The following is an 18,295-nucleotide window of genomic DNA, read 5'->3' as shown; positions in this document are numbered from 1 at the left end:
TAGAACGCTTGGGGTGGAAACCAATGCCATTAGGGGTTAGAACCAACCCCCATTTAGGAGTTGTGATGGAGCAGTGGTCTTCTTTTCTCTACGTCTACCTCGTTGGAGGGCTCGTCTTTTTAGGCGGACTTATTGTGGCATGGAGGGCTGGTGCCCTCACGAGCAAACGCCTACTTGGGTTCCTGCTCGCGGGCTTTTTCGCGTACGCCGGCCTACACGCGATGCTCCAAGGTTTTTCGGCACCCGGTGAATTGCCTGTCACAGGCAAAGAGCGTGGAACACAAGGGTTTATTGGGACGTGGATCGATGCGGCCGTAGTTATCGTCTACTTTGTGGGCATCATCTCCATCGGCTCGTATTTCGCCAGATTCACGCGCTCGAGCAAGGACTTCTTCTTTGGCGGACGCCGTTTCAAAGGGTGGCTCATCGCCATGTCCTGTGTGGCCACTACCATCGGCTCGTATTCCTTCCTCAAATACACATCCACGGCATTTAGTTACGGGCTCTCGAGCACCATGACCTACTTGAACGACTGGTTCTGGATGCCGCTCTGGATGCTCGTCTGGTTGCCGATCATCTACTACGGACGCCTAAAATCCATCCCGGAGTACTTTGAGAAGCGATTCGACCGACGCACCAGAAACGTGGCCACGGGCGTACTCCTCGTTTTCCTCATGGGCTATATCAGTATCAACTATTTCACACTCGGGAAGGCCATCAACACGCTGACCGGCTGGCCAATTTTCCTCTCTGCTCTAGTCGCCGCTTGTGCCACCGCAATCTACGTAGCTTTTGGAGGCCAGACCTCCGTGATCATGACTGACCTCGCCCAGGCTTTCCTCTTGTTGGGCGTGGGTCTCGGACTCTTTGTGGCAGGGGTTGTCCACGTGGGCGGTTGGGAGATTTTCTGGGTTGGTCTTCCCGGCCCGCATCGTGCCGGACTCGCGGCGCTCAATAGTCCGCCAGGGTTTCATACCATGGGGGTCTTCTGGCAAGACGCCATGGCTGGAGGGGTCGCGTTCTACTTCATCAATCAGGGCGTCATGATGCGCTTTATGTCCGCCCGAAACGTGGAAGAAGCCCGTAAAGCCGTGATGTTGGTGGTGATCTTCGTGATGCCTCTCGCTGCGATGGCAGTATCCGGCGTGGGCTGGGTCGGGCGCTCTATGGTGAGCTCCGGCGAGCTTCCGGCCTTGATCGACCCAGACAACGTGTTCATCGTGGTATCGAATATTCTGGCCCTTCCTGGGGTGTTTGGACTCATCATGGCGGCACTCGTCGCGGCGCTCATGTCCACGGTAGATACCCTTGTGACAGCCACGTCTGCGGTCATCGTCAACGATGTCTACCGCCCCTATTTTGGCCAAGATTCGGACGATAAACAGATCCTCAAGGTGGCGCGTTTTACCACCGTTGGGGCATCGGCGGTGGCGCTCAGTCTGGTGCCGCTCTTCATGCAGTTCGAGAGCATTTATGCGGCTCACGCAGCGTTCATTGCGGCCGTCATTCCACCGATGGCCGTGACGCTCATCCTCGGGATTTGCTGGCCAAGGTTCGGCACCAAAGCCGCACTCTTGACCATGGTCGGTGGTGCGATTGCCGTTGGAATCTCGCTCGTCTTTCCTGAGATCATCACGCCATTCGCACAAGGCTCTGAAATCGGCGGAGCGGGCATGAAAGGTCACTCGTTTATGCGAGCTTTCTACGGTCTGGTCGTGAGCTCCGTGCTGGCAGTTGTGGGAACGTTCCTATTCCGCGAAGCCCCAGAAGAACACCCACACTTGATAGCCTCTTCGGAAGCCGACGCTATGCGAGAATTCAAAGGCAGCGAGCCGAAAAAGCCCGGCGCTACCACACGGCTTAAACTCCTCGTGGTGGAAGAGCTCGCTGAGGATTCAGCGCTTGGAGACGAGCTTGAGTTCCACGTCCATCCAGACGACCAGAAGGCGCTTGGAGCCGACCCTGGCGACCTCATCGTGGTATCGGCCCCATTCTTCTGGCACGGCGGTTTGAAGTCGGTTCATGGGCGTATTGCTGAGCGACCTGGTACCACATCGGGGCAGCTTGAGTTCCCTCGAGAACTCCTTGCATACGCGGGATTCAAGCATATCGACGAAGTCGACGTCAGCCTGGAAGGCTAGAAAGCTCTTCGTACGCGCGCTCAATATCGGCGCTCAACTCCTGTCGGCGCGCTCGAATCGCCTCCGCTACTTCCCTCTTGGAAACTCTTAGCCACGACGCCTTTAGGGCTCGGCGACGCACCTCGATCGCTTCCCAGAAACGCAAAGCAGCGAGCCCGCAGAGGGGCAGTAGTACCAACGCAATGAGCCCTGCTTCCCAGCGCCAAAAAATCCCTATCATCAAGGCCTCTAGAGCAAAAACCCACGGCATAAACACTAGACCACCGACGGCTTTGACCGTGGAGATCATGTCTTGATTCTTACCGGAAATCTTGCGGGCCAGCGGTCCAATCGCCTGATAAGGCACGAAGCTCGCCACCGTACCGACCATGGCCGGAACGAAAATCAACGCGGTGGAGGCCACAATCCACGCGATCTTCGAAGGGTTGGGGAAAACATCCTCCACATCCCATGGATTGTCGATTCCTACAGCTTTGAGCTCGCGCTCGAACCTCAAGACTGCTTCCTGAATCTCCTCAGCACGCCCGGGTAGCTCCAACCTCAACCTGCGATAAGCCTCCGCAAGCTCCTGCGCCTTGTCCTGCGCCACCGTCACGTCTTCGCGCGCCTTGGGCTCGGTCCACCTGGCCACCGCCGCAAACATCTGCCACATCTGCGTGTTGTCGGCCTCGAGCACGAGCTCAGAAAGCCCATCGGTAATACGTTTGGTGAGGTCGAGGGCGGCCTCAAACTCGGCCTCTTTGGCCTTTTCGATCCAGTCGCGTGGATCAATGGCAGGCCCGATGGCCACTGAGACCCTGGACCTAAAGGTGGCCTTGTCTTCGTAGAACATGCCCATCGGCAACACATAGAGCGGACCCTCGTGCGTAAGTACGTACCGCAACGCAAATCGAGCCGCGCCCGTCTTGAGCTTTCTCAGTTGAGGCTCGTCATGGCTCACACCTTCCGGAAAAATGACAATCGAGCGCCCCTGAGAAAATCTCTCGGCGATCATCTGATAGGTGAGATCGTTCTTGGACGTGTCTTCACCATCTTTGACTCGGTAGACAGGAACGCCCGCAACTCCTTCCATCCAAAGTTTTCCAAACGGATTTTGGAAGAGCGTACTTTTGGCCAAGAAACCAACATCTCGACCGAGCGCAATCCGAACAATAATCCCGTCTATCAAGGCATTCGGATGATTCGCCACCACCAATATCGGAACGTCAGCGGGAATGTTTTCGCGCCCTGAAACACCAATTGAGCGGAAAAAGAGGCGCGTCGTAAATATCGACATTTCAAGGAAAGGATGACTCAAATCGCACTCCGCAACGCGCAAAAAACTACACTTGGACAAGGTTCTGAGACATAGATATGATCAGGCCTATTGAAAATGACGATTCGGAACGCCCTTTTGGTTATGGATACACCTTCTCCACCCAAGCAGTACCTACTCACGTCCCTTGTGGGCATAGGTGCGCTTGCGATGGCTATGGTTGCGTTCATCTTTTATTATTCGTCATTTCAAGCGGTTGAGAAACTCTCTGAAGAATCTTTAGATGGTTCTGCAGAACTCGCACAGGCCAAGCTTCATACCTTTTTCCGTCCCTTGCAAGATAACCTTTTGGTCACGCACGATTGGACCAAGGGTGGTGAGGTGAAGCTCGACAACACCGAGGAGTTAAACCGACGTTTTATCCCGCTTCTGGCCCGGCACACGCCAATCACATCCATGCTCATCGCGGACGAGAATGGTCGTGAGTATATGCTGCTCAACGACAAAGGAACGTGGGTCAACCGCAGGGTGGACGTGGCCGAAGACGGTAAGACGACACGCTGGTTTAGGTGGAACAACGACCTTGAACCCGTCGAGGAGTGGACCAAAGAGCTCGAGTACGACCCCCGTCTCCGCCCATGGTTTCGGGGCGCAATGGAGCATCCTGAGGGAGAACCCCACTGGACCGAGCCCTACATCTTCTTCACCACGCGGGACGTCGGCATGACTGTATCTTCTCGTCTGAAGACCAGTGACGGCACCACTATGGTCGTGGCGTTCGACGTCATGCTCAAAGATCTCTCGGCGTTCACGTCGACGATGAAAATTGGAGAAAACGGGATCGCGGTGTTGCTCACGGAAGAAGGTACGGTGATAGGGCTGCCGTCTGTTGCAAACGGCGCCAACCCACAGGAGTACCTCCTCAAACCCCTTCACCAGCTGGAGAACGACGCGCTTAACCGCGCATGGAAGGGTAGCGGAACCCGTGCATTTTCGTTTCACTCGGACGGGCAGGCGTGGTGGGCTGTCACCCGACCATTTGAAATGGGCACAACGCGGCTTTGGATCGTGGTGGCAGCGCCTGATTCCGATTTCTCCCCCGACGCCCCTTCTCAGTTCATTTGGCTGGGAATACTACTCGCCGCAATCTTGGGCATCGCATTGCTTCTCTACCGACGTTTGAAGATTCCGGACGCGCCCAAACAAGACAAAAACCGACTCGGGGCCTACGTGCTCGGAAAGGTCATCGGGACTGGAGGCGCAGGCGAGGTCTGTCTGGCTGAGCATCGCTCGCTGAGACGGATTACAGCGCTCAAAGTCATCAAGGATACCCGAGACCGGAAAACCCGCGAGCGCTTTAAACACGAAGTCAGAGTGACCGCCAGCCTGACGCACCCAAACACCGTGACCGTCTACGATTTTGGCACACAAGGCGAAACGCTCTTTTTTGCGATGGAGTACTTGGAAGGTGCGACGGTTGGCGAAGTTGTGGAACGTTCGGGGCCGATGCCCGCGGAGCGCGTGATCCACATTCTGGAGCAAGTCTGTGGCTCGCTTGAAGAGGCGCACGCCAAGGGCTTTATTCACAGAGACATCAAACCCGACAACGTCTTTTTGGCCCATCGCGGCTCGTCTTACGACTTCGTGAAGGTCTTGGACTTCGGTCTGGTCAAAGAAGTGGATGCGGAGATTTCTCCGGGAAAGAGCACACGCCTGATGGGTACGCCCGGCTATATTGCCCCAGAAGCGGCCGCCATGGGCTACCGCCCTCGTCCGAGCGCGGACATCTACGCCATCGGTGCTCTGGCCTATCTGATGATCAGCGGCAGACCCGCTTACGAGGGCACGTCGCGGGCCAGCATTTTTGCCCAACAAAAGGATGGTCCGCCGCCCTTGCCATCCGAAAAGCTGAACGAGAACGTTCCCGAAGACCTTGAGAAACTCATCATGCAGTGCCTCAGTCAGGAGCAGGATTCGCGCCCGGAAAGCGTGACATCCATTCTCTCCAGGCTTCACACCTGCAAAGCGCATGGCCTTTGGACAGCCCATCATGCCGAAGAGTGGTGGCTAAACCACCAGGAAGTCTCGAACTCATCGTCTAACCCCGAATTGCTCAAGCACTCCGTGCAAACACCTAGACCCGAAGAGCGTCCCTAAGTCGCCCTAAAACCTGACGCCAAGGTGGAACTCAGGCCAAAACCAGGTGTAGCCATTGACCGCATCACCGTTTCGAACCGCATACTCCGGCGGGATCCCAAGACCGTCTTCGCGCCCGGAAAATAGACCAGCCACAGCGGGGCCTAGATAAATTGCGAAATGCTCGCCGGGCTTAAAGCCGGTGAGTAGACGGAACATCGAGAGGTGACTTTGTTTTCGATAATCAGCCACGGCCACCTGAGTCGCGAGATAGTCGATGTCCAGATAGAACCAATCAGTGAGTGGGAGGTGCACGCTGAGCCCCAATCCTGCGGCCCCAACTTGCCCCTCCTCGAGCCCTGTTGCGGCCCCGCCGAGGAACAACATGGTTCTAAAATGTTTGCTCCCGTGCTGAATTCCACCCAGCAAGAACCCAGAACTTGAAATCCAAGCCACGCCGTAAATCGGTTCCTCTCGCATAATACTCACGAGCCCCAACGAAAGGTCTGCTGTGTCCGCGACGTTCACAAACCCGACTTGGGCGCCCGAAACCCGATCCGCCAGATTCACGGCCCCAACCTGCGCACCTTTGACGTCGCCAGCGTGATTTACGCCAAACGCCAACTGCAAACCCGAGTGATAGACGGCCGTATGATTGTAGGCGAAAGCGGCCTGTAACCCACGACTCGTGCCCGCAACGCTATTGAAAATTAGGGCGAACTGAGCACCATGCATGAACTCGTCTTCCATGTTCCCAAACCCTAGCTCAAGACCATCAAGGCCGCGGTAGCCGCCAATCAGGTTTATGGCGAGATTCGGCACGATGCTCGCGGACTCAGGCGTGGGAATCAACGTCGCTGCCATGAGGATGCCGTCAGTCTCCTCAGGCAGACTCTCTTGCGCAGGGGCCGGCTCTACTGGAAGTTCTGGTTCAGCAGGCTCCTCGGTTTCGACAGGTTCCTCGGGTTCAACGGGCTCCTCGGGTTCAATGGGCTCCTCGGGTTCAATGGGAGCTTCCGGCTCAGGAGGTTCTTCAGGCGGAGCAGTCTCGACAGGCTTTGCGGCTTCAGCATCACGAGTCATCGTCACAATCCAAGCCACCTGACTCGCCGCATACTCGATCTCCCGCACCTCGCTGCTATCGACTTTGATGATGGATTCCTGCTCTTCTCGGTTCACGAGAATTCGACACTCAAACTCCTCGCTCCAAACAACCCTCCAATCGCGCTCGAGCGGCTCTCCGAAGGTCAAGGTGTTTTCGGGAAGGCGAGTGCGCAACTCGCGAACGAGAAGCCCCTCGGCGCTCGAATCGGCGCATTGCGGATCAATCTTCAACGCGATTTGTGGAAGCTCGGCAGCCATTCCCAAAGAAGGCAGGAAGAGCAAAAGAACTAGAGCCCACTTCATGGCACACACAGCGGATCCGCAGATCCCGACTCAGAAACGATACGGCAAAGTTCTTCCTTGGCCAGCGGAGTCGCAGCATCGGCAGGACGCGACTTCACAAATTGCCTCAGGTGATGCGCAGCCCTCTGCGGCTTCTTCAGATTCTTGAGATAAATTCTCGAAAGATCCAAACGCACCGTTCCCGCCACGGGATCTGATGCGGGAATCTGGCCGAGCAGCTCCTCCATAAGCTCCGAAGCCCGCTCAAAATCCCCTCGAGCCAAGGCTTCTTGGGCGCGACCTCTCAACTCTCTAGCCACCTTGTGCTTTGGTACTACTTGGGTTTCCGGCTTCTTCTTTACCTCACGCTCAGGCTTCTCCGGTGGCAGTGGTGGCTCAGTCCTCCGGTTCGCAAGCCGGTCTAAATGCGACTCCACGCTCACCCATTCCTCTGCCCCCTTCAGCCGCTCTGGCTCCACCATGCGCAACCCTTCATTCAACACATACTCTTGGCCAGCCTTGACGTTCACTGGTGCTCCCCGGTCTGGCATCACGCGCACGCTGCCCGTCACAACCCCTACAACGCCGCCAGATTCGTTCGAAGCGTAAAATACGGTCCCAGTCACCAAGACCTGGAAACCATCGCCCTGGACCCTCAGGCGCTCGCCAGGGCTCGACACGTACTCCACGAGAATCATGCCGTCGTTGAGCGTAAGCTCTTTTTCAAGCTCACCTTCGATTCGGAAGGACGCGTCCTCGGTGGAGAACACACGTACGCGATCATTTTCGGCATGATGTGCTTTCAGATTTTGGAACTCGGGCTTGGGTGCCAATTCCGGAACCGGTTTTGTGGCCAACTCTGGTGCCACTGGACGCGGCGCCTCTTCATTCACCAGAAAGGCCGCGATAAGCACCAGAATCAGCGCAGCGGCGGCGGCAAGCGCTACCCAAACACCTCGGCCACGCTCTACCCTAAGCGGCTCTTCCTCGTCTGACTCATCCTGAGGCTCAGGCGCACTAACCTCGGCTGCAATTCGAGCAAAGAGGTCATTCTGATCAAAGGCGAAGTGCGTTTCAGCCGGCGCCTCTTTTGCACCATCGAGCATGAGAGTGAGCTTGCTCACGTACTCAGCGAACTCAGGAGAATCTTGGATACGCGCCTCGATCACTTCGGATTCATCGATCGAAAGCTCGCCGCGAATATAGTCAAACGCGAGGCGTTTGAGCTCGGTATCTGTCCAACCGCTAGACATGATCGCCCTCCTTCGCCTTCTGCTCGAGTATGGCCTGCAGCTTTTCGCGAGTACGCCGAATGCGAGCCGCGACAGTGTTGATCGATTCTTCCGTAAGGTCGGCGATCTCGCGCAACTTCATGCCTTCGACTTCGTGCAGCAAAAATGCTTCGCGGTACTCAATGGCAACGGTTTGTAGGGCCGCGTGAAGCACGCGACAAAGGTCACGAGCCTCGAGCCTAGACCACGCGTCTGGCCCGCCTCTGAGAGGCCGCCACGCATCTAGCTCCACCGTGGTCACGCGGCGCTTCCGCAAGTGATCGATGGTCACGTTCCTAGTCACGCGGTAGAGCCAGGTCTTAAACGCGCAATCTCCACGGTACTGGGCGAGCGACTTGTAGACCTGCACAAAGACGTCCTGTGTCAGGTCTTCCACCTCAGGCCCTGGGCCGGTCAATCTGGCCACATTTCGAGAAACATAGCCCACGTGAAGGTCGTAGAGCGCGCGAAACGCCACCATATCGCCTGTAGCGGCCTGATCGATGAGCGCCTGCTCAGCTTCAACGTGCCCCTCTAAGCCCTGCTCTGCAGGCGATAGCGCCATTCTCACAGCCTTTGGTTGTCTTCTGCCTACAAGCATATCTCAGAGCCTAATGTTTTGAAAAACCTCTCAGAAACATTAGTCGAAAGACCACCCAATTTTTGTGCAGCTTTTTTTGAACAGGCGGACAGTGTCCGCCTGCTCGGCGTTCTTAGAGAGTGTTGAGCGTTGCGCTCCACTCCACAGTCACGGGCGCCTGGGTGCTAACCACCGTGCCGAGGTTGAGTCCGTTTTGGATCTCATCCACGAAACCTGCCGACTGACCGTCGATAAGTGTAGCCGTTCCATCGAGCTCAAGGTCGAACTCAACCTGCAAGTTCTGAAGAGGTTGAGTTACCTCGTTGGCAAGCTGGGTGACCACTCCGGTGCATGCGCCGTTTACAAGCTGGTAAGCCAGACCGGAGCCGCTTGAGCTGCCGGAGATGGATGCCGCAATACCCGGGCAATCCACAAGATTTACGAGGAATCCAGCCACGGAGTTAGCAGCGCCGCCGGTAAGTTGTGGAATCACAACTTGCTCAAGGATGGTCACCATCAACGCACCGTAATCAAAACGAGTTTCGATGCTGTAAAGGTTGAGTTGGTTGTAGTTCTCCACGTTGCCGGTCCAGTCGTAGCTCACGTGGCCGAGGCCTTGAATCTGACCATTGGCAGCAACCGGAAGCTCGTAGCGTCCACAATCTGGAGGTGAAGTAGAATCACACTGCCACGAGAAGTAGAGAATAACTTTCTGCCAGTGCTCGTAGCCGGTGAACGAGAAGTCGTCTTCCGTCTTGTTGATTACGAGCTCGCTCTCGACCTCAAGGTTGTTGAGCATGGACTGAAGACCCTGAGCAATCGCTCGGAACTCTTGGAGCTCAGCGTTTTGGAAAATGAAGTCATTGACGGTGTTTTCGACGATTCCCGGAATTCCGAAAGCAGCGAGGTAAACATCCAAGTTGTTAATTCCCAACGCGTTTTCAAGTGCATCCTCCAAAGCTTCGTAAACGAAGAGTCCTGGATTCGACATAAAGTCGATCAGACCGATCAAGAAGCCGCCGGCTTGTCCGGACTGTGCAATCGCCTGAGTGAGGTCCCAGTATCCGAGGACGTCGTAAACGCCCGTTGGGTCGAGAGGCAACAACTCAAGGGGAACGATGACACTCGTGGTCTCTTCTGACTGGACAGAAACGGTGTTCACACAACCTGTTGCCACAGGGATGTTCCCGTTGCCCATGGCCTGAACGGTCACGGTGTAGGTCTCTTCAACAGCGACGTCGGTCAACGTAGCCAACAACCCTTGGCTCTCGACTCCAGCAGCATAACCGGCTGTGTCGATTCGGCGTGGGAAGTTTGCACAAGCGAACATCGAGGATGGATACGCGCGCACCTTAAATGGCGCGAGAGTTCCTGGCCCCTGTGTTGGGCGCTGAATCTCAACGCGAATTGACCCTCCTGGAAGACCTTTGACGCGAACTTCAAACTCAACCGGCGCAAGGCCTGGGTACGCAGCACGAACAACGATAGGACCTGCGACCTCACCAACCTGCAACATCACGGCTGCTTGTCCGAGGTCATCGGTTTGAACCGATGATGCCGAGAGCGTCACAGCGGCGGTAGGTGCTTGAAGTACAGTAAATCGAATGGTCTCATCAGCGCGTCCAGCGCCAGTTCGGCTGCCAACGAGCTCGACCTTGAGCTCAACTTCAGCGTTGGCCTCAACCTCTTGATCCAAGACGCTCACTGCCTGAAACACGAGAGTTTCTGGCTCTGGCTCTGGCTCTGGCTCTTGGTTGTTATTATCTGGTGGAGGAGTGGGTTGAGGATCTACTCGAACCACAGGATCAAGGTTGGTCTCGTCGTCACCACATGCGGTGAGTGCCAGTGACCCGGCTAGAAACAATACAATAAATCTTTGAAATTTCATCATTTTCGCTTTCCGAATTCAGCAGGTTGTCCCAAATCGCGCGGAACCTAGCAGCACTCAAAGAAGATTTCCAGTCCGAGACAAGAATTTTTTCTTGACACCACGCCCGATTACCATCCGGACGGCACCCTGCTTCGCAAACAGTGAATTGTGCGTGGCTGAAATGGCGTGGACCAGAGCGATTTTTTCGGCGCGTCGGGGCTCCCTTCAGCCAACCCCTCCCATGCTGTCCAATGCGGCGACTCGCCAGGCTTTAAGAGGTGCAGCCCACTTTGCCACGGCCCGATGATGAAGGTATGTCCAGCTACAGGGCACTCGAAGAACTCGCTCCACTCCCGCGCGAACCGATGCCCCGCATCAGCGCCAATCGTCTCGCATGTGCGAAACCACCAGAGTGAATCGGGATGCATCCGCTCTTTGATCGCCAAAAGGCGGCTCTCCCGCGACTTTAACGAGTCTAGATTCAACGCATCTCGGGCAACCATGGCCCTGCCCCACTTCCCGTGCCCCCAAAACTGGATTTCATCGATCTCTTGGTCGCCGAAGCTCCCGAGCCAGGCGAGTGCCGAGTCCCAGTCTTGGGCGGCGAAACTCGCGTCAAGACGTCCAAGAGCTTTATAAAGAGCGTCTCCGGCTATCCAGGAATGCGTCAGCCCAAACCACGCCCCATCCCTACAAGTATCGTCGTAAACGAGAAGCCTGAGTCCCAAAATCTAACGCCCCATCTCTTGTTTTTCGAGTTCAGCAAACTTGTCCAAAAGCGGGTCACGATCCACTTCACCAAAGTCGAATTCTTTGGCGCTACCCCATTCGTCTTTCTCCGTCTCTCGGCGCATGGGCTGTGCAGCGATCATCGGGCGCGACGAATAGACGGGTTCTCCAACAATTCGCCCCTGACCGTCTTTAAACCGGCCAATCGCAATGACGATTAGGTCGAAGAACCACCCGAATCCAAGTAGTCCGCCCGTGAAGAACCAGAGAAGACCCGTGAGAATTCGGCCCGTGTAGAAACGGTGCACGCCCCACACTCCGAAGAAAAAAGCCAAGACAAAGGTGAGAAGCCGACTAAACGGGCTTCGCTCTTCGAGCGTTTGTACGTGAATCATCTGGTTCAATGGGACACTCCGGGGCTTAGATCAACCAACGGTTTCAACCTAAGCACACCGAATTCATATTCCACATCAAACCGATCTATTTGCTCAATTCGCGAGAGCCCCAAGTTCCTTTTGGTGGCTCTCTATGAGCGTCTCAAGCGTGTTTCTAGCGTTTGATTTTGCGTCTTCATAATCGCCGGCCACAGGCTCGACGATCTCGTAATAGCACTTGATTTTAGGCTCGGTACCGCTCGGACGAACAATGATACGCGCCCCGCCTTTGAGCCAAAACGTCAAGACATCGCTCTTAGGTAGATTGAGCTGTTCAACCCTACCATCAGCCCATTGTCGGGTTCCGGCCTCGAGGTCGGTGATCGAGTCGACAGGCACACCTGCCACCGTCCATGGAAGGTTTGCACGTATCCCGTTATTCAAGTTTTTCAGCGCTTGATTCTCTTCATCGTAATGAAGCGAGCGTTGTCCTGTGAGATATATGCCGAATTCACGGTCGATTCGCTCGATTTGCGCCCAAACATCGCGACCTTCGTCAGCCCAACTCACGGCCAACTCCGCAAAAATCTTGGCCGCACTCACGCCGTCTTTATCCCTGACAAGCTCGCCAACCGTGTATCCAAGCGCCTCCTCGTAGCCGAACGCAAAAGGCGTATCGGGGTGTGCCATCGCCTCGTTGGCGATCCATTTGAACCCAGTGAGCGTCTCATAATAAGGAGCCCCAAACTTCTTTGCCATCACACCCAGAAGTTGCGACGAAACGATCGTGGTCGCAACGGCATGTCCAGTTTTGCGTCTAAGACACTCGTATCCAAACAGAACGCCGACCTGATCGCCGCGCAACATCTTAAACTCACCGCTCCCAGTTCGAGCCGCCACAGCCAGGCGATCCGCGTCAGGGTCGCTGGCTAGCGCCAGATTGGCGCCCACAGATTCGGCCAGAGCGCAGACGAGGTCCATGGCTCCCGGCTCTTCTGGGTTCGGGAAGTTTACAGTCGGAAAAAGTCCGTCAGGACGTCGTTGTTCGGGAACGACCGATACCTTTTCAAAGCCCGACTCTTTGAGCGCACGCTCCACAAGTTTGGAGCCCACGCCGTGCATAGGCGTGTAAGCGATGGCGAAGTCTTTTCGGGATTCGGACGCGTCCACGAGACTCAGTTTCCTGACCTCGGCCATATAGATATCGTCCACTTCTCGCCCAAAGAAATCGGCCAAACGCTCAAACTCCAGGTCGTCCGCAAAGGGAATTTCGGCGCGCGACGCCTCATCGATGGCCGCAGCAATTCCGGAGTCATGTGGCGGTACAATTTGTGCCCCATTTCCCCAATAGACCTTGTATCCGTTGTACTCCGGCGGATTGTGGCTCGCTGTGACCATGACACCGGCCGCGGCTCCAAAATGCTTGAGTGCAAAAGCCACGACAGGCGTCGGACACAGGTCCTCGCTCAGATAGACCTTGATCCCGAGCCCCGTAAGGACGCGGGCGGTATCTTCGGCAAACTCCCGGGACATCAGGCGCCCGTCGTAGCCAACCACCACGCCCTTTTCTTGAGCTCCGTCCACGTTCTGAAGCAAATACTGGCCGAGCCCGGCGCTCGTCTCTCGAACCACAAGACGATTCATCCGCATGGGCCCAGCACCCAAGACACCTCTGAGTCCCGCCGTACCAAACGAGAGTCGCCCAGCGAATCGCGCGGCGATCTCATCAAAATCCTTAGCCTTTTCAAGCTCCAAGATTTCGTTGCGGGTTTTGGGGTCAGGGTCGCGCTCGATCCATTTCTTTGCTTCGTCCAACATCTTTACTCCTCGGGGGACTAGAACTCTAACCCTTGTGCAAAATCACACTCGAAAACGCAACGACGATGTACCGATATCTTTCAAATCGCATCTTTGCGTCAGGTAAACTCGACGCCGAGAAGGGCTCATTCGGCGATTCGAGAGTCATAAGCATCGCCCGGAGTCCCTATGGTTACGCCAACCCCAGAACCACCCCCCTTCGACGTGGCCGTTATAGGCACAGGCTTTGGCGGCCTCGGAGCAGCCATGAAGTTGGTCGATGAAGGCGCCAACATCGTAGTTTTTGATGCGCTGAAGTACCCGGGTGGATGCGCCAGTACATTTTCGCGATGGGGGGCTGAGTACGAATCTGGGGCTACACTCTTTTCAGGGTTCGCTCCCGGCCAACTCTTTCACGATTGGATGACGCGCCATAATCTCAACGTGGAGTTTCAGCCGCTTGACCCTCTGGTGGAGTTCAGAACCCCGGACTTTACGCTTGAGATTCCACGATCACGCGAAGAATTGCTGGACAGACTCTGCAATCTACCAGACGCACCCTCGGATAAAATCCGGGCCTTTTTCGCGAAACAACAACGGGTGGCTGACCTCTTGTGGAGTCTTTTTGACGAGCCCTCATTGCTCCCACCGTTTGGACTCAAAGAACTCGCTACACACGTTGCCCGCTCGCCCAAATATCTGGAACTCTTGCCGATGGTCGCTAAGCCGCTCGGTCGAGTACTCCGCGAGTTCGACCTGCACGAATACACGCCGCTTTTGACCTATCTGAACGCGATTTGCCAGATCACGATTCAGACAAACGCCACATACGCCGAGACTCCGTTTGCGTTCGCCACGATGGATTACTATTTCAGAGGCACCGGGCATATCAAAGGCGGGATTGGAGAGCTCGCCTGGGCGCTCTTGAGACACCTGCAGGCGAACGGTGCCGACACTCGGATGGCAGACGCCGTGACTAAGATTGAGCGGGAGGACGGCCTCTGGAGAGTCACATCCAGACGCTCGAGTGTGCTCGCGCGAAGGGTGGTAGCCAACGTGTTGCCGCAGAACCTAGTTGAGTTGACCGGAACGCCGACCGCTGAGCTAGACGATTTGACCAAACGTGTTCAGGAGGGATGGGGCGCGGTGATGCTTTACTTGCAGGTGGACAACGATGCGCTTAGCGCAGATGCCCATCACTACGAAATCGTGGCAGACCCAGGAATTCCGTTCGAGGAAGGCAACCATCTTTTTGTGTCGATGAGCGCAAGCGACGAAAACAAGTCGAGGAAAGGCTACCGCACCGTGACCATTTCCACGCATCTTCGCATGACAAAGCTGATGGCGCTGGACCAAGAAGCACAAGGCCAACTGATTCAAGAAATCCAAGACACAATGCGCCAAAATCTGGCGCGATTTGTGCCGGAGATTGCCAACCATATCTACATCGAGATGACGGCGAGCCCTCGCACTTTCGAGCGATTCACGCGCCGCAAACACGGTTATGTGGGTGGGATTCCACGTGTGGCTGGTTGGGATAATTATCGCAACTTTTGGCCACGTGAGTTCTTTCCCGGCCTCTACCTTGTGGGGGATTCGGTCTTTCCAGGGCAAAGTACTCTGGCGACCGCAATTGGTGGGGTGAAAACGGCGGAGAGCCTGCTTTCCTCAATCACGCTTCAACGTCGTCAAGTTCCCCATTCTTCGCTTTCCCAATCCACTCTTTGATCTCTTTGTCGACCACGTCGATAGCCTTGCCCTGAAAAGGCTTAAGCAAGAATGGGACGCTCATATCCACTTCGATTTCGTTCGGGCGAAGGTCTACGTCACCCTGAATTTTGACGCCTTTGGCTTCGAATCCGATCTTGACCTGATTTTCAGACGTCCAGTTGGCGGTTGGGTTGTATTTCTCAAACTTTGCGACATACATCTCGAAAGCCTTTTTCATGGCTTTGCGCGCAAGATCGATATTCAAGTCATGCTTGATCACGTGCTTCATATTTAAGACTCCTTCTTTGAACGTAGTTCGTTTTGACGGCCGCAACTTAGCGCGCAGGAGGCCATTTGCATAGCGTATCTCGATCGTTTCTGGCATCATCCGGCGGCACGATGGGTAACTTTTCGCCAAGTACTAGATGTTATGGCAGATCAAAACGGTCAGTGTCCTGGATGTGACCAACCGGGACCACTCGGTCAGGCTTGTTCTGAGCGGGCTTGCGCCAAGCGCGGCTATCACTACATTCCCGTAGATTATTGGGAGCGCGCGCACAAAGGCGGCGCACAACCAGACCCTACGTTAGGCCTTTTGATCGGGGATTACCTGGTAGTTGCTCCGATTGGAAGTGGCGGGTTCGGCAAGGTTTTCCTCGCGCTCCAAAGCCCTATTTTTCGGCTCCGAGGCGCCCTCAAGCTTCTCGAGTTCCCTTCGGACAATGCGGTTCTCGTGCAAGCGCTGCTCGAGAAATTCCAGGGCGAGGCCGAGGCTCTGGCTGACCTATCGCACCCCAATATCGTCAAGCTTCTTAAGTATGGCGTTCATGCGCAGGTGCCCTACCTGGTCATGGAGTTCGTGGACGAAGCCCACACCGTACGCCAGGAAATACAAGTTCGGGCGCGCGAAGGACGTGGGTTTTCACACAAAGAACTGCGGAGTCTTTTTGACCAGATTTTAAACGGGCTCGAGGCGGCGCATGCGCAGAATATCATTCATCGCGACGTCAAACCTGAAAACATCATGCTGCAACGGGTGGTCGGAAACCCCATGCACGTCAAAATCCTAGACTTTGGGACCGCCAAATTCGTGGAAAATCGCGCCGATACCAAATGGCCGCTCGGCTCGCCGAGCTATATGGCGCCCGAGCAGGTCAATCTCAAGGGAATCGGCCCATGGTCTGACCTCTACGCCGTTGGCGTGATGCTCTTTGAGCTCCTGACCGGCCGCCGACCATTCCCAGGCGAAACCGAGAACGAAATCGTTGCCTACAAACTGCGCGACGATTTTGACCCGCTCGCGGTCTTGAAGAACTTCGACTTCCCAGACGAAGTCGAAACCTTCTTGCGCAAATGCCTCGCGAAATCTCCAGAGGACCGCTTTCGCAGCGCCTCTGAATTGCGCCAAGAGCTGCACATCGTATTCGACAAACTCGAAGGCTACGAAGGAACCCTGGGCGAGAGCGTAGAGCTTACCGGGCTCCTCGATACGGGTGACCTCGCCCATATGATGGAGGCGCCCACACGTGAGGCAGATTCGGTCCAAAACCCACCTCCGCCACCCGCTGCTCAGAAAGAAGCGAAGACTCCCGAAGCCGCAAAACCTAAGAGAGGACTGAAGATCGCCACTGGACTCGGCGTTGGACTCATAGGCGTAATGGCTGCATTTTGGGCCATCGATGCGCAAGATGGTGTCGAGGCGCCGGTAGCTGAGAAGGCACCAGCAAAAGAAGTCGCCGTCTTGCCCCCAGCCGAACCGGTCACATTGCCTACTCCCAGCATTGAACCCGACCTCGTCGACTCCCAAGACGATACCGAAGCCAAAGCGCTTGTCCTTGAAGGTCGGATTCAAGGCGTGTCTGCTGGCAAGTTCCACACGTGCGTCTTGCTCGTAGGCAAGGTGAAGTGTTGGGGCGCGAACTTTGACGGGGAATTGGGGATCGGGAGCAATACGAGTTTTGGAGCGGAGCAAACGGCTGACAAAGCCCCTTTCGTCGAACTCGATGAACCCGCAAACAAGGTCAGCGTTGCCGGAGACCGCAACGCGTCGTCTTCCTGCGTGGTGCTGGAGTCTGGCGCCATACGCTGTTGGGGGAGCAATCGATTCGGCCAACTCGGACTCGGTCATCAGGAAAGCGTAGGCCGGGAAAACAAGGTGTTGGACGTGCCGCCTGTGGACTTGGGCAAAAAAGTCCTCACGCTCTCTGCTAGCGCCTCACAATATGGCTCACACGCTTGTGCACTGCTCGATGGCGGTTCGGTAAAGTGCTGGGGCGCCAATCGGTATGGCCAACTTGGACTCGCCCACACCACGACCATCGGCGACGACGAATCTCCGAGAACCGCACCGGACCTGGTGCTCGGACAACCCGCCAAAAAGGTGATCGTCGGTAAGTACCATTCGTGTGCCATCCTCGAAGATGACTCGCTCATGTGTTGGGGTTGGAACGATAAAGGGCAACTCGGTTACGGGCACAAGGACTCGATAGGAGACGACGAAACTCCCGTTTCGGCCGGAGCCGTAAAACTAGACGGCAAGGTCACCGACATCGCCTTGGGGCGGCTTCATACCTGCGCGCTCTTAGAAGGTGGCCAGGTTCGTTGTTGGGGCTGGAATTCCAAAGGGCAGCTCGGTCTCGGTACTACGGATGACCTTGGAGACGATGAACCCATTCTGAGCGCAAATCCCCTAGAGCTCGGCGCCAAGGTCGTGCAGCTCACGGCCGGCGACAATCACACATGCGCACTGCTCGAAGGTGGCAGCGTAAGATGTTTCGGCGAGAACAATTTTGGGCAACTCGGGTACTCGCATACGCGCAATATCGGAGACGATGAGCCGCCCACGAGCGTCGGTGACGTCTATCTCGGCGAGAAGGCGCTCTACATCGCGGCAGGCAGTTATCATAATTGTGCGGTGCTCGAATCAGATACGCTCAAGTGCTGGGGCCACAACAAATTTGGCCAACTTGGCTACGGCCATACAGATGATATCGGTGACGACGAAACTCCCGTGGGAGCTGGCGTCGTACCTATTGAATAGACAGGA

At 55.8% G+C, this 18,295-nt stretch carries 13 protein-coding genes; 4 read left to right on the top strand and 9 right to left on the bottom strand.

Annotation, left to right across the window (positions count from 1 at the left end):
* Nucleotides 1-65: 65 nt before the first annotated feature.
* On the top strand, nucleotides 66-2,141 hold the full coding sequence (locus FRD01_RS20480; protein ID WP_249755784.1) for a sodium:solute symporter family protein: 2,076 nt from the start codon (nucleotides 66-68) through the stop codon (nucleotides 2,139-2,141).
* On the opposite strand, the gene FRD01_RS20475 is transcribed toward FRD01_RS20480, so the two are convergent.
* Nucleotides 2,125-3,438, bottom strand: a complete 1,314-nt coding sequence (locus tag FRD01_RS20475; RefSeq protein WP_146962800.1) for a lysophospholipid acyltransferase family protein — start codon at nucleotides 3,436-3,438, stop codon at nucleotides 2,125-2,127. The genes FRD01_RS20480 and FRD01_RS20475 overlap by 17 nt on opposite strands.
* A gap of 75 nt (nucleotides 3,439-3,513) precedes the next feature.
* Between FRD01_RS20475 and FRD01_RS20470 the strand changes: the two genes are divergently transcribed.
* Nucleotides 3,514-5,553: a serine/threonine protein kinase gene (locus FRD01_RS20470; RefSeq protein WP_146962799.1), complete on the top strand. Its 2,040-nt coding sequence runs from the start codon at nucleotides 3,514-3,516 to the stop codon at nucleotides 5,551-5,553.
* A gap of 6 nt (nucleotides 5,554-5,559) precedes the next feature.
* Here the strand turns inward: FRD01_RS20470 and FRD01_RS20465 are convergent, their stop codons facing one another.
* The 7 genes from FRD01_RS20465 to FRD01_RS20435 all read right to left on the bottom strand — a co-directional run bounded on the left by FRD01_RS20465 (nucleotide 5,560) and on the right by FRD01_RS20435 (nucleotide 13,560).
* A complete protein-coding gene (locus tag FRD01_RS20465; protein WP_146962798.1) occupies nucleotides 5,560-6,939 on the bottom strand; it encodes an LA_2272 family surface repeat-containing protein in 1,380 nt (459 codons plus the stop codon).
* Nucleotides 6,936-8,171: an outer membrane protein assembly factor BamD gene (locus FRD01_RS20460; RefSeq protein WP_146962797.1), complete on the bottom strand. Its 1,236-nt coding sequence runs from the start codon at nucleotides 8,169-8,171 to the stop codon at nucleotides 6,936-6,938. The genes FRD01_RS20465 and FRD01_RS20460 overlap by 4 nt, the downstream gene beginning before the upstream one ends.
* The gene (locus FRD01_RS20455; RefSeq protein ID WP_249755783.1) at nucleotides 8,164-8,754 is read right to left on the bottom strand and encodes an RNA polymerase sigma factor; all 591 of its coding nucleotides are present in this window, start codon (nucleotides 8,752-8,754) and stop codon (nucleotides 8,164-8,166) included. The genes FRD01_RS20460 and FRD01_RS20455 overlap by 8 nt, the downstream gene beginning before the upstream one ends.
* 148 nt (nucleotides 8,755-8,902) lie before the next feature.
* A complete protein-coding gene (locus FRD01_RS20450; protein ID WP_146962795.1) occupies nucleotides 8,903-10,660 on the bottom strand; it encodes a hypothetical protein in 1,758 nt (585 codons plus the stop codon).
* 107 nt (nucleotides 10,661-10,767) lie between these two features.
* A complete protein-coding gene (locus FRD01_RS20445; protein WP_146962794.1) occupies nucleotides 10,768-11,367 on the bottom strand; it encodes a DUF4347 domain-containing protein in 600 nt (199 codons plus the stop codon).
* A 3-nt stretch (nucleotides 11,368-11,370) separates the two neighbouring features.
* Nucleotides 11,371-11,763: a TM2 domain-containing protein gene (locus tag FRD01_RS20440; protein ID WP_146964035.1), complete on the bottom strand. Its 393-nt coding sequence runs from the start codon at nucleotides 11,761-11,763 to the stop codon at nucleotides 11,371-11,373.
* 93 nt (nucleotides 11,764-11,856) lie between these two features.
* Nucleotides 11,857-13,560 (bottom strand): phospho-sugar mutase, encoded by a 1,704-nt coding sequence (locus FRD01_RS20435; protein ID WP_146962793.1) that lies wholly within the window; start codon nucleotides 13,558-13,560, stop codon nucleotides 11,857-11,859.
* 168 nt (nucleotides 13,561-13,728) lie between these two features.
* Here FRD01_RS20435 and FRD01_RS20430 point away from each other — a divergent pair, with 168 nt between their 5' ends.
* A complete protein-coding gene (locus tag FRD01_RS20430) occupies nucleotides 13,729-15,267 on the top strand; it encodes a phytoene desaturase family protein (protein WP_146962792.1) in 1,539 nt (512 codons plus the stop codon).
* Here FRD01_RS20430 and FRD01_RS20425 read toward each other — a convergent pair.
* The gene (locus tag FRD01_RS20425) at nucleotides 15,212-15,538 is read right to left on the bottom strand and encodes a polyhydroxyalkanoic acid system family protein (RefSeq protein ID WP_249755782.1); all 327 of its coding nucleotides are present in this window, start codon (nucleotides 15,536-15,538) and stop codon (nucleotides 15,212-15,214) included. The two genes, FRD01_RS20430 and FRD01_RS20425, sit on opposite strands and share 56 nt — an antisense overlap.
* 141 nt (nucleotides 15,539-15,679) lie before the next feature.
* Between FRD01_RS20425 and FRD01_RS20420 the strand changes: the two genes are divergently transcribed.
* Nucleotides 15,680-18,289, top strand: coding sequence for an RCC1 domain-containing protein (locus FRD01_RS20420; RefSeq protein ID WP_146962790.1), 2,610 nt, complete (start codon nucleotides 15,680-15,682; stop codon nucleotides 18,287-18,289).
* Nucleotides 18,290-18,295: the final 6 nt, after the last annotated feature.

It is taken from the genome of Microvenator marinus, assembly GCF_007993755.1.
In the GTDB taxonomy this organism is placed as follows: domain Bacteria; phylum Myxococcota_A; class Bradymonadia; order Bradymonadales; family Bradymonadaceae; genus Allomicrovenator; species Allomicrovenator marinus.
Note: the sequence above shows the minus strand (reverse complement) of the source record. Positions and strands in the feature narration are given on the sequence as shown.

What these genes read in the sequence shown, in the direction of transcription:
- FRD01_RS20480 (WP_249755784.1), top strand. Translation starts at nt 66, where the DNA reads ATGGAGCAGTGGTCTTCTTTTCTCTACGTCTACCTCGTTGGAGGGCTC.
- FRD01_RS20470 (WP_146962799.1), top strand. Translation starts at nt 3,514, where the DNA reads ATGACGATTCGGAACGCCCTTTTGGTTATGGATACACCTTCTCCACCC.
- FRD01_RS20465 (WP_146962798.1), bottom strand. Translation starts at nt 6,939, where the DNA reads ATGAAGTGGGCTCTAGTTCTTTTGCTCTTCCTGCCTTCTTTGGGAATG.
- FRD01_RS20460 (WP_146962797.1), bottom strand. Translation starts at nt 8,171, where the DNA reads ATGTCTAGCGGTTGGACAGATACCGAGCTCAAACGCCTCGCGTTTGAC.
- FRD01_RS20455 (WP_249755783.1), bottom strand. Translation starts at nt 8,754, where the DNA reads ATGGCGCTATCGCCTGCAGAGCAGGGCTTAGAGGGGCACGTTGAAGCT.
- FRD01_RS20450 (WP_146962795.1), bottom strand. Translation starts at nt 10,660, where the DNA reads ATGATGAAATTTCAAAGATTTATTGTATTGTTTCTAGCCGGGTCACTG.
- FRD01_RS20440 (WP_146964035.1), bottom strand. Translation starts at nt 11,763, where the DNA reads ATGATTCACGTACAAACGCTCGAAGAGCGAAGCCCGTTTAGTCGGCTT.
- FRD01_RS20435 (WP_146962793.1), bottom strand. Translation starts at nt 13,560, where the DNA reads ATGTTGGACGAAGCAAAGAAATGGATCGAGCGCGACCCTGACCCCAAA.
- FRD01_RS20430 (WP_146962792.1), top strand. Translation starts at nt 13,729, where the DNA reads ATGGTTACGCCAACCCCAGAACCACCCCCCTTCGACGTGGCCGTTATA.
- FRD01_RS20425 (WP_249755782.1), bottom strand. Translation starts at nt 15,538, where the DNA reads ATGAAGCACGTGATCAAGCATGACTTGAATATCGATCTTGCGCGCAAA.
- FRD01_RS20420 (WP_146962790.1), top strand. Translation starts at nt 15,680, where the DNA reads ATGGCAGATCAAAACGGTCAGTGTCCTGGATGTGACCAACCGGGACCA.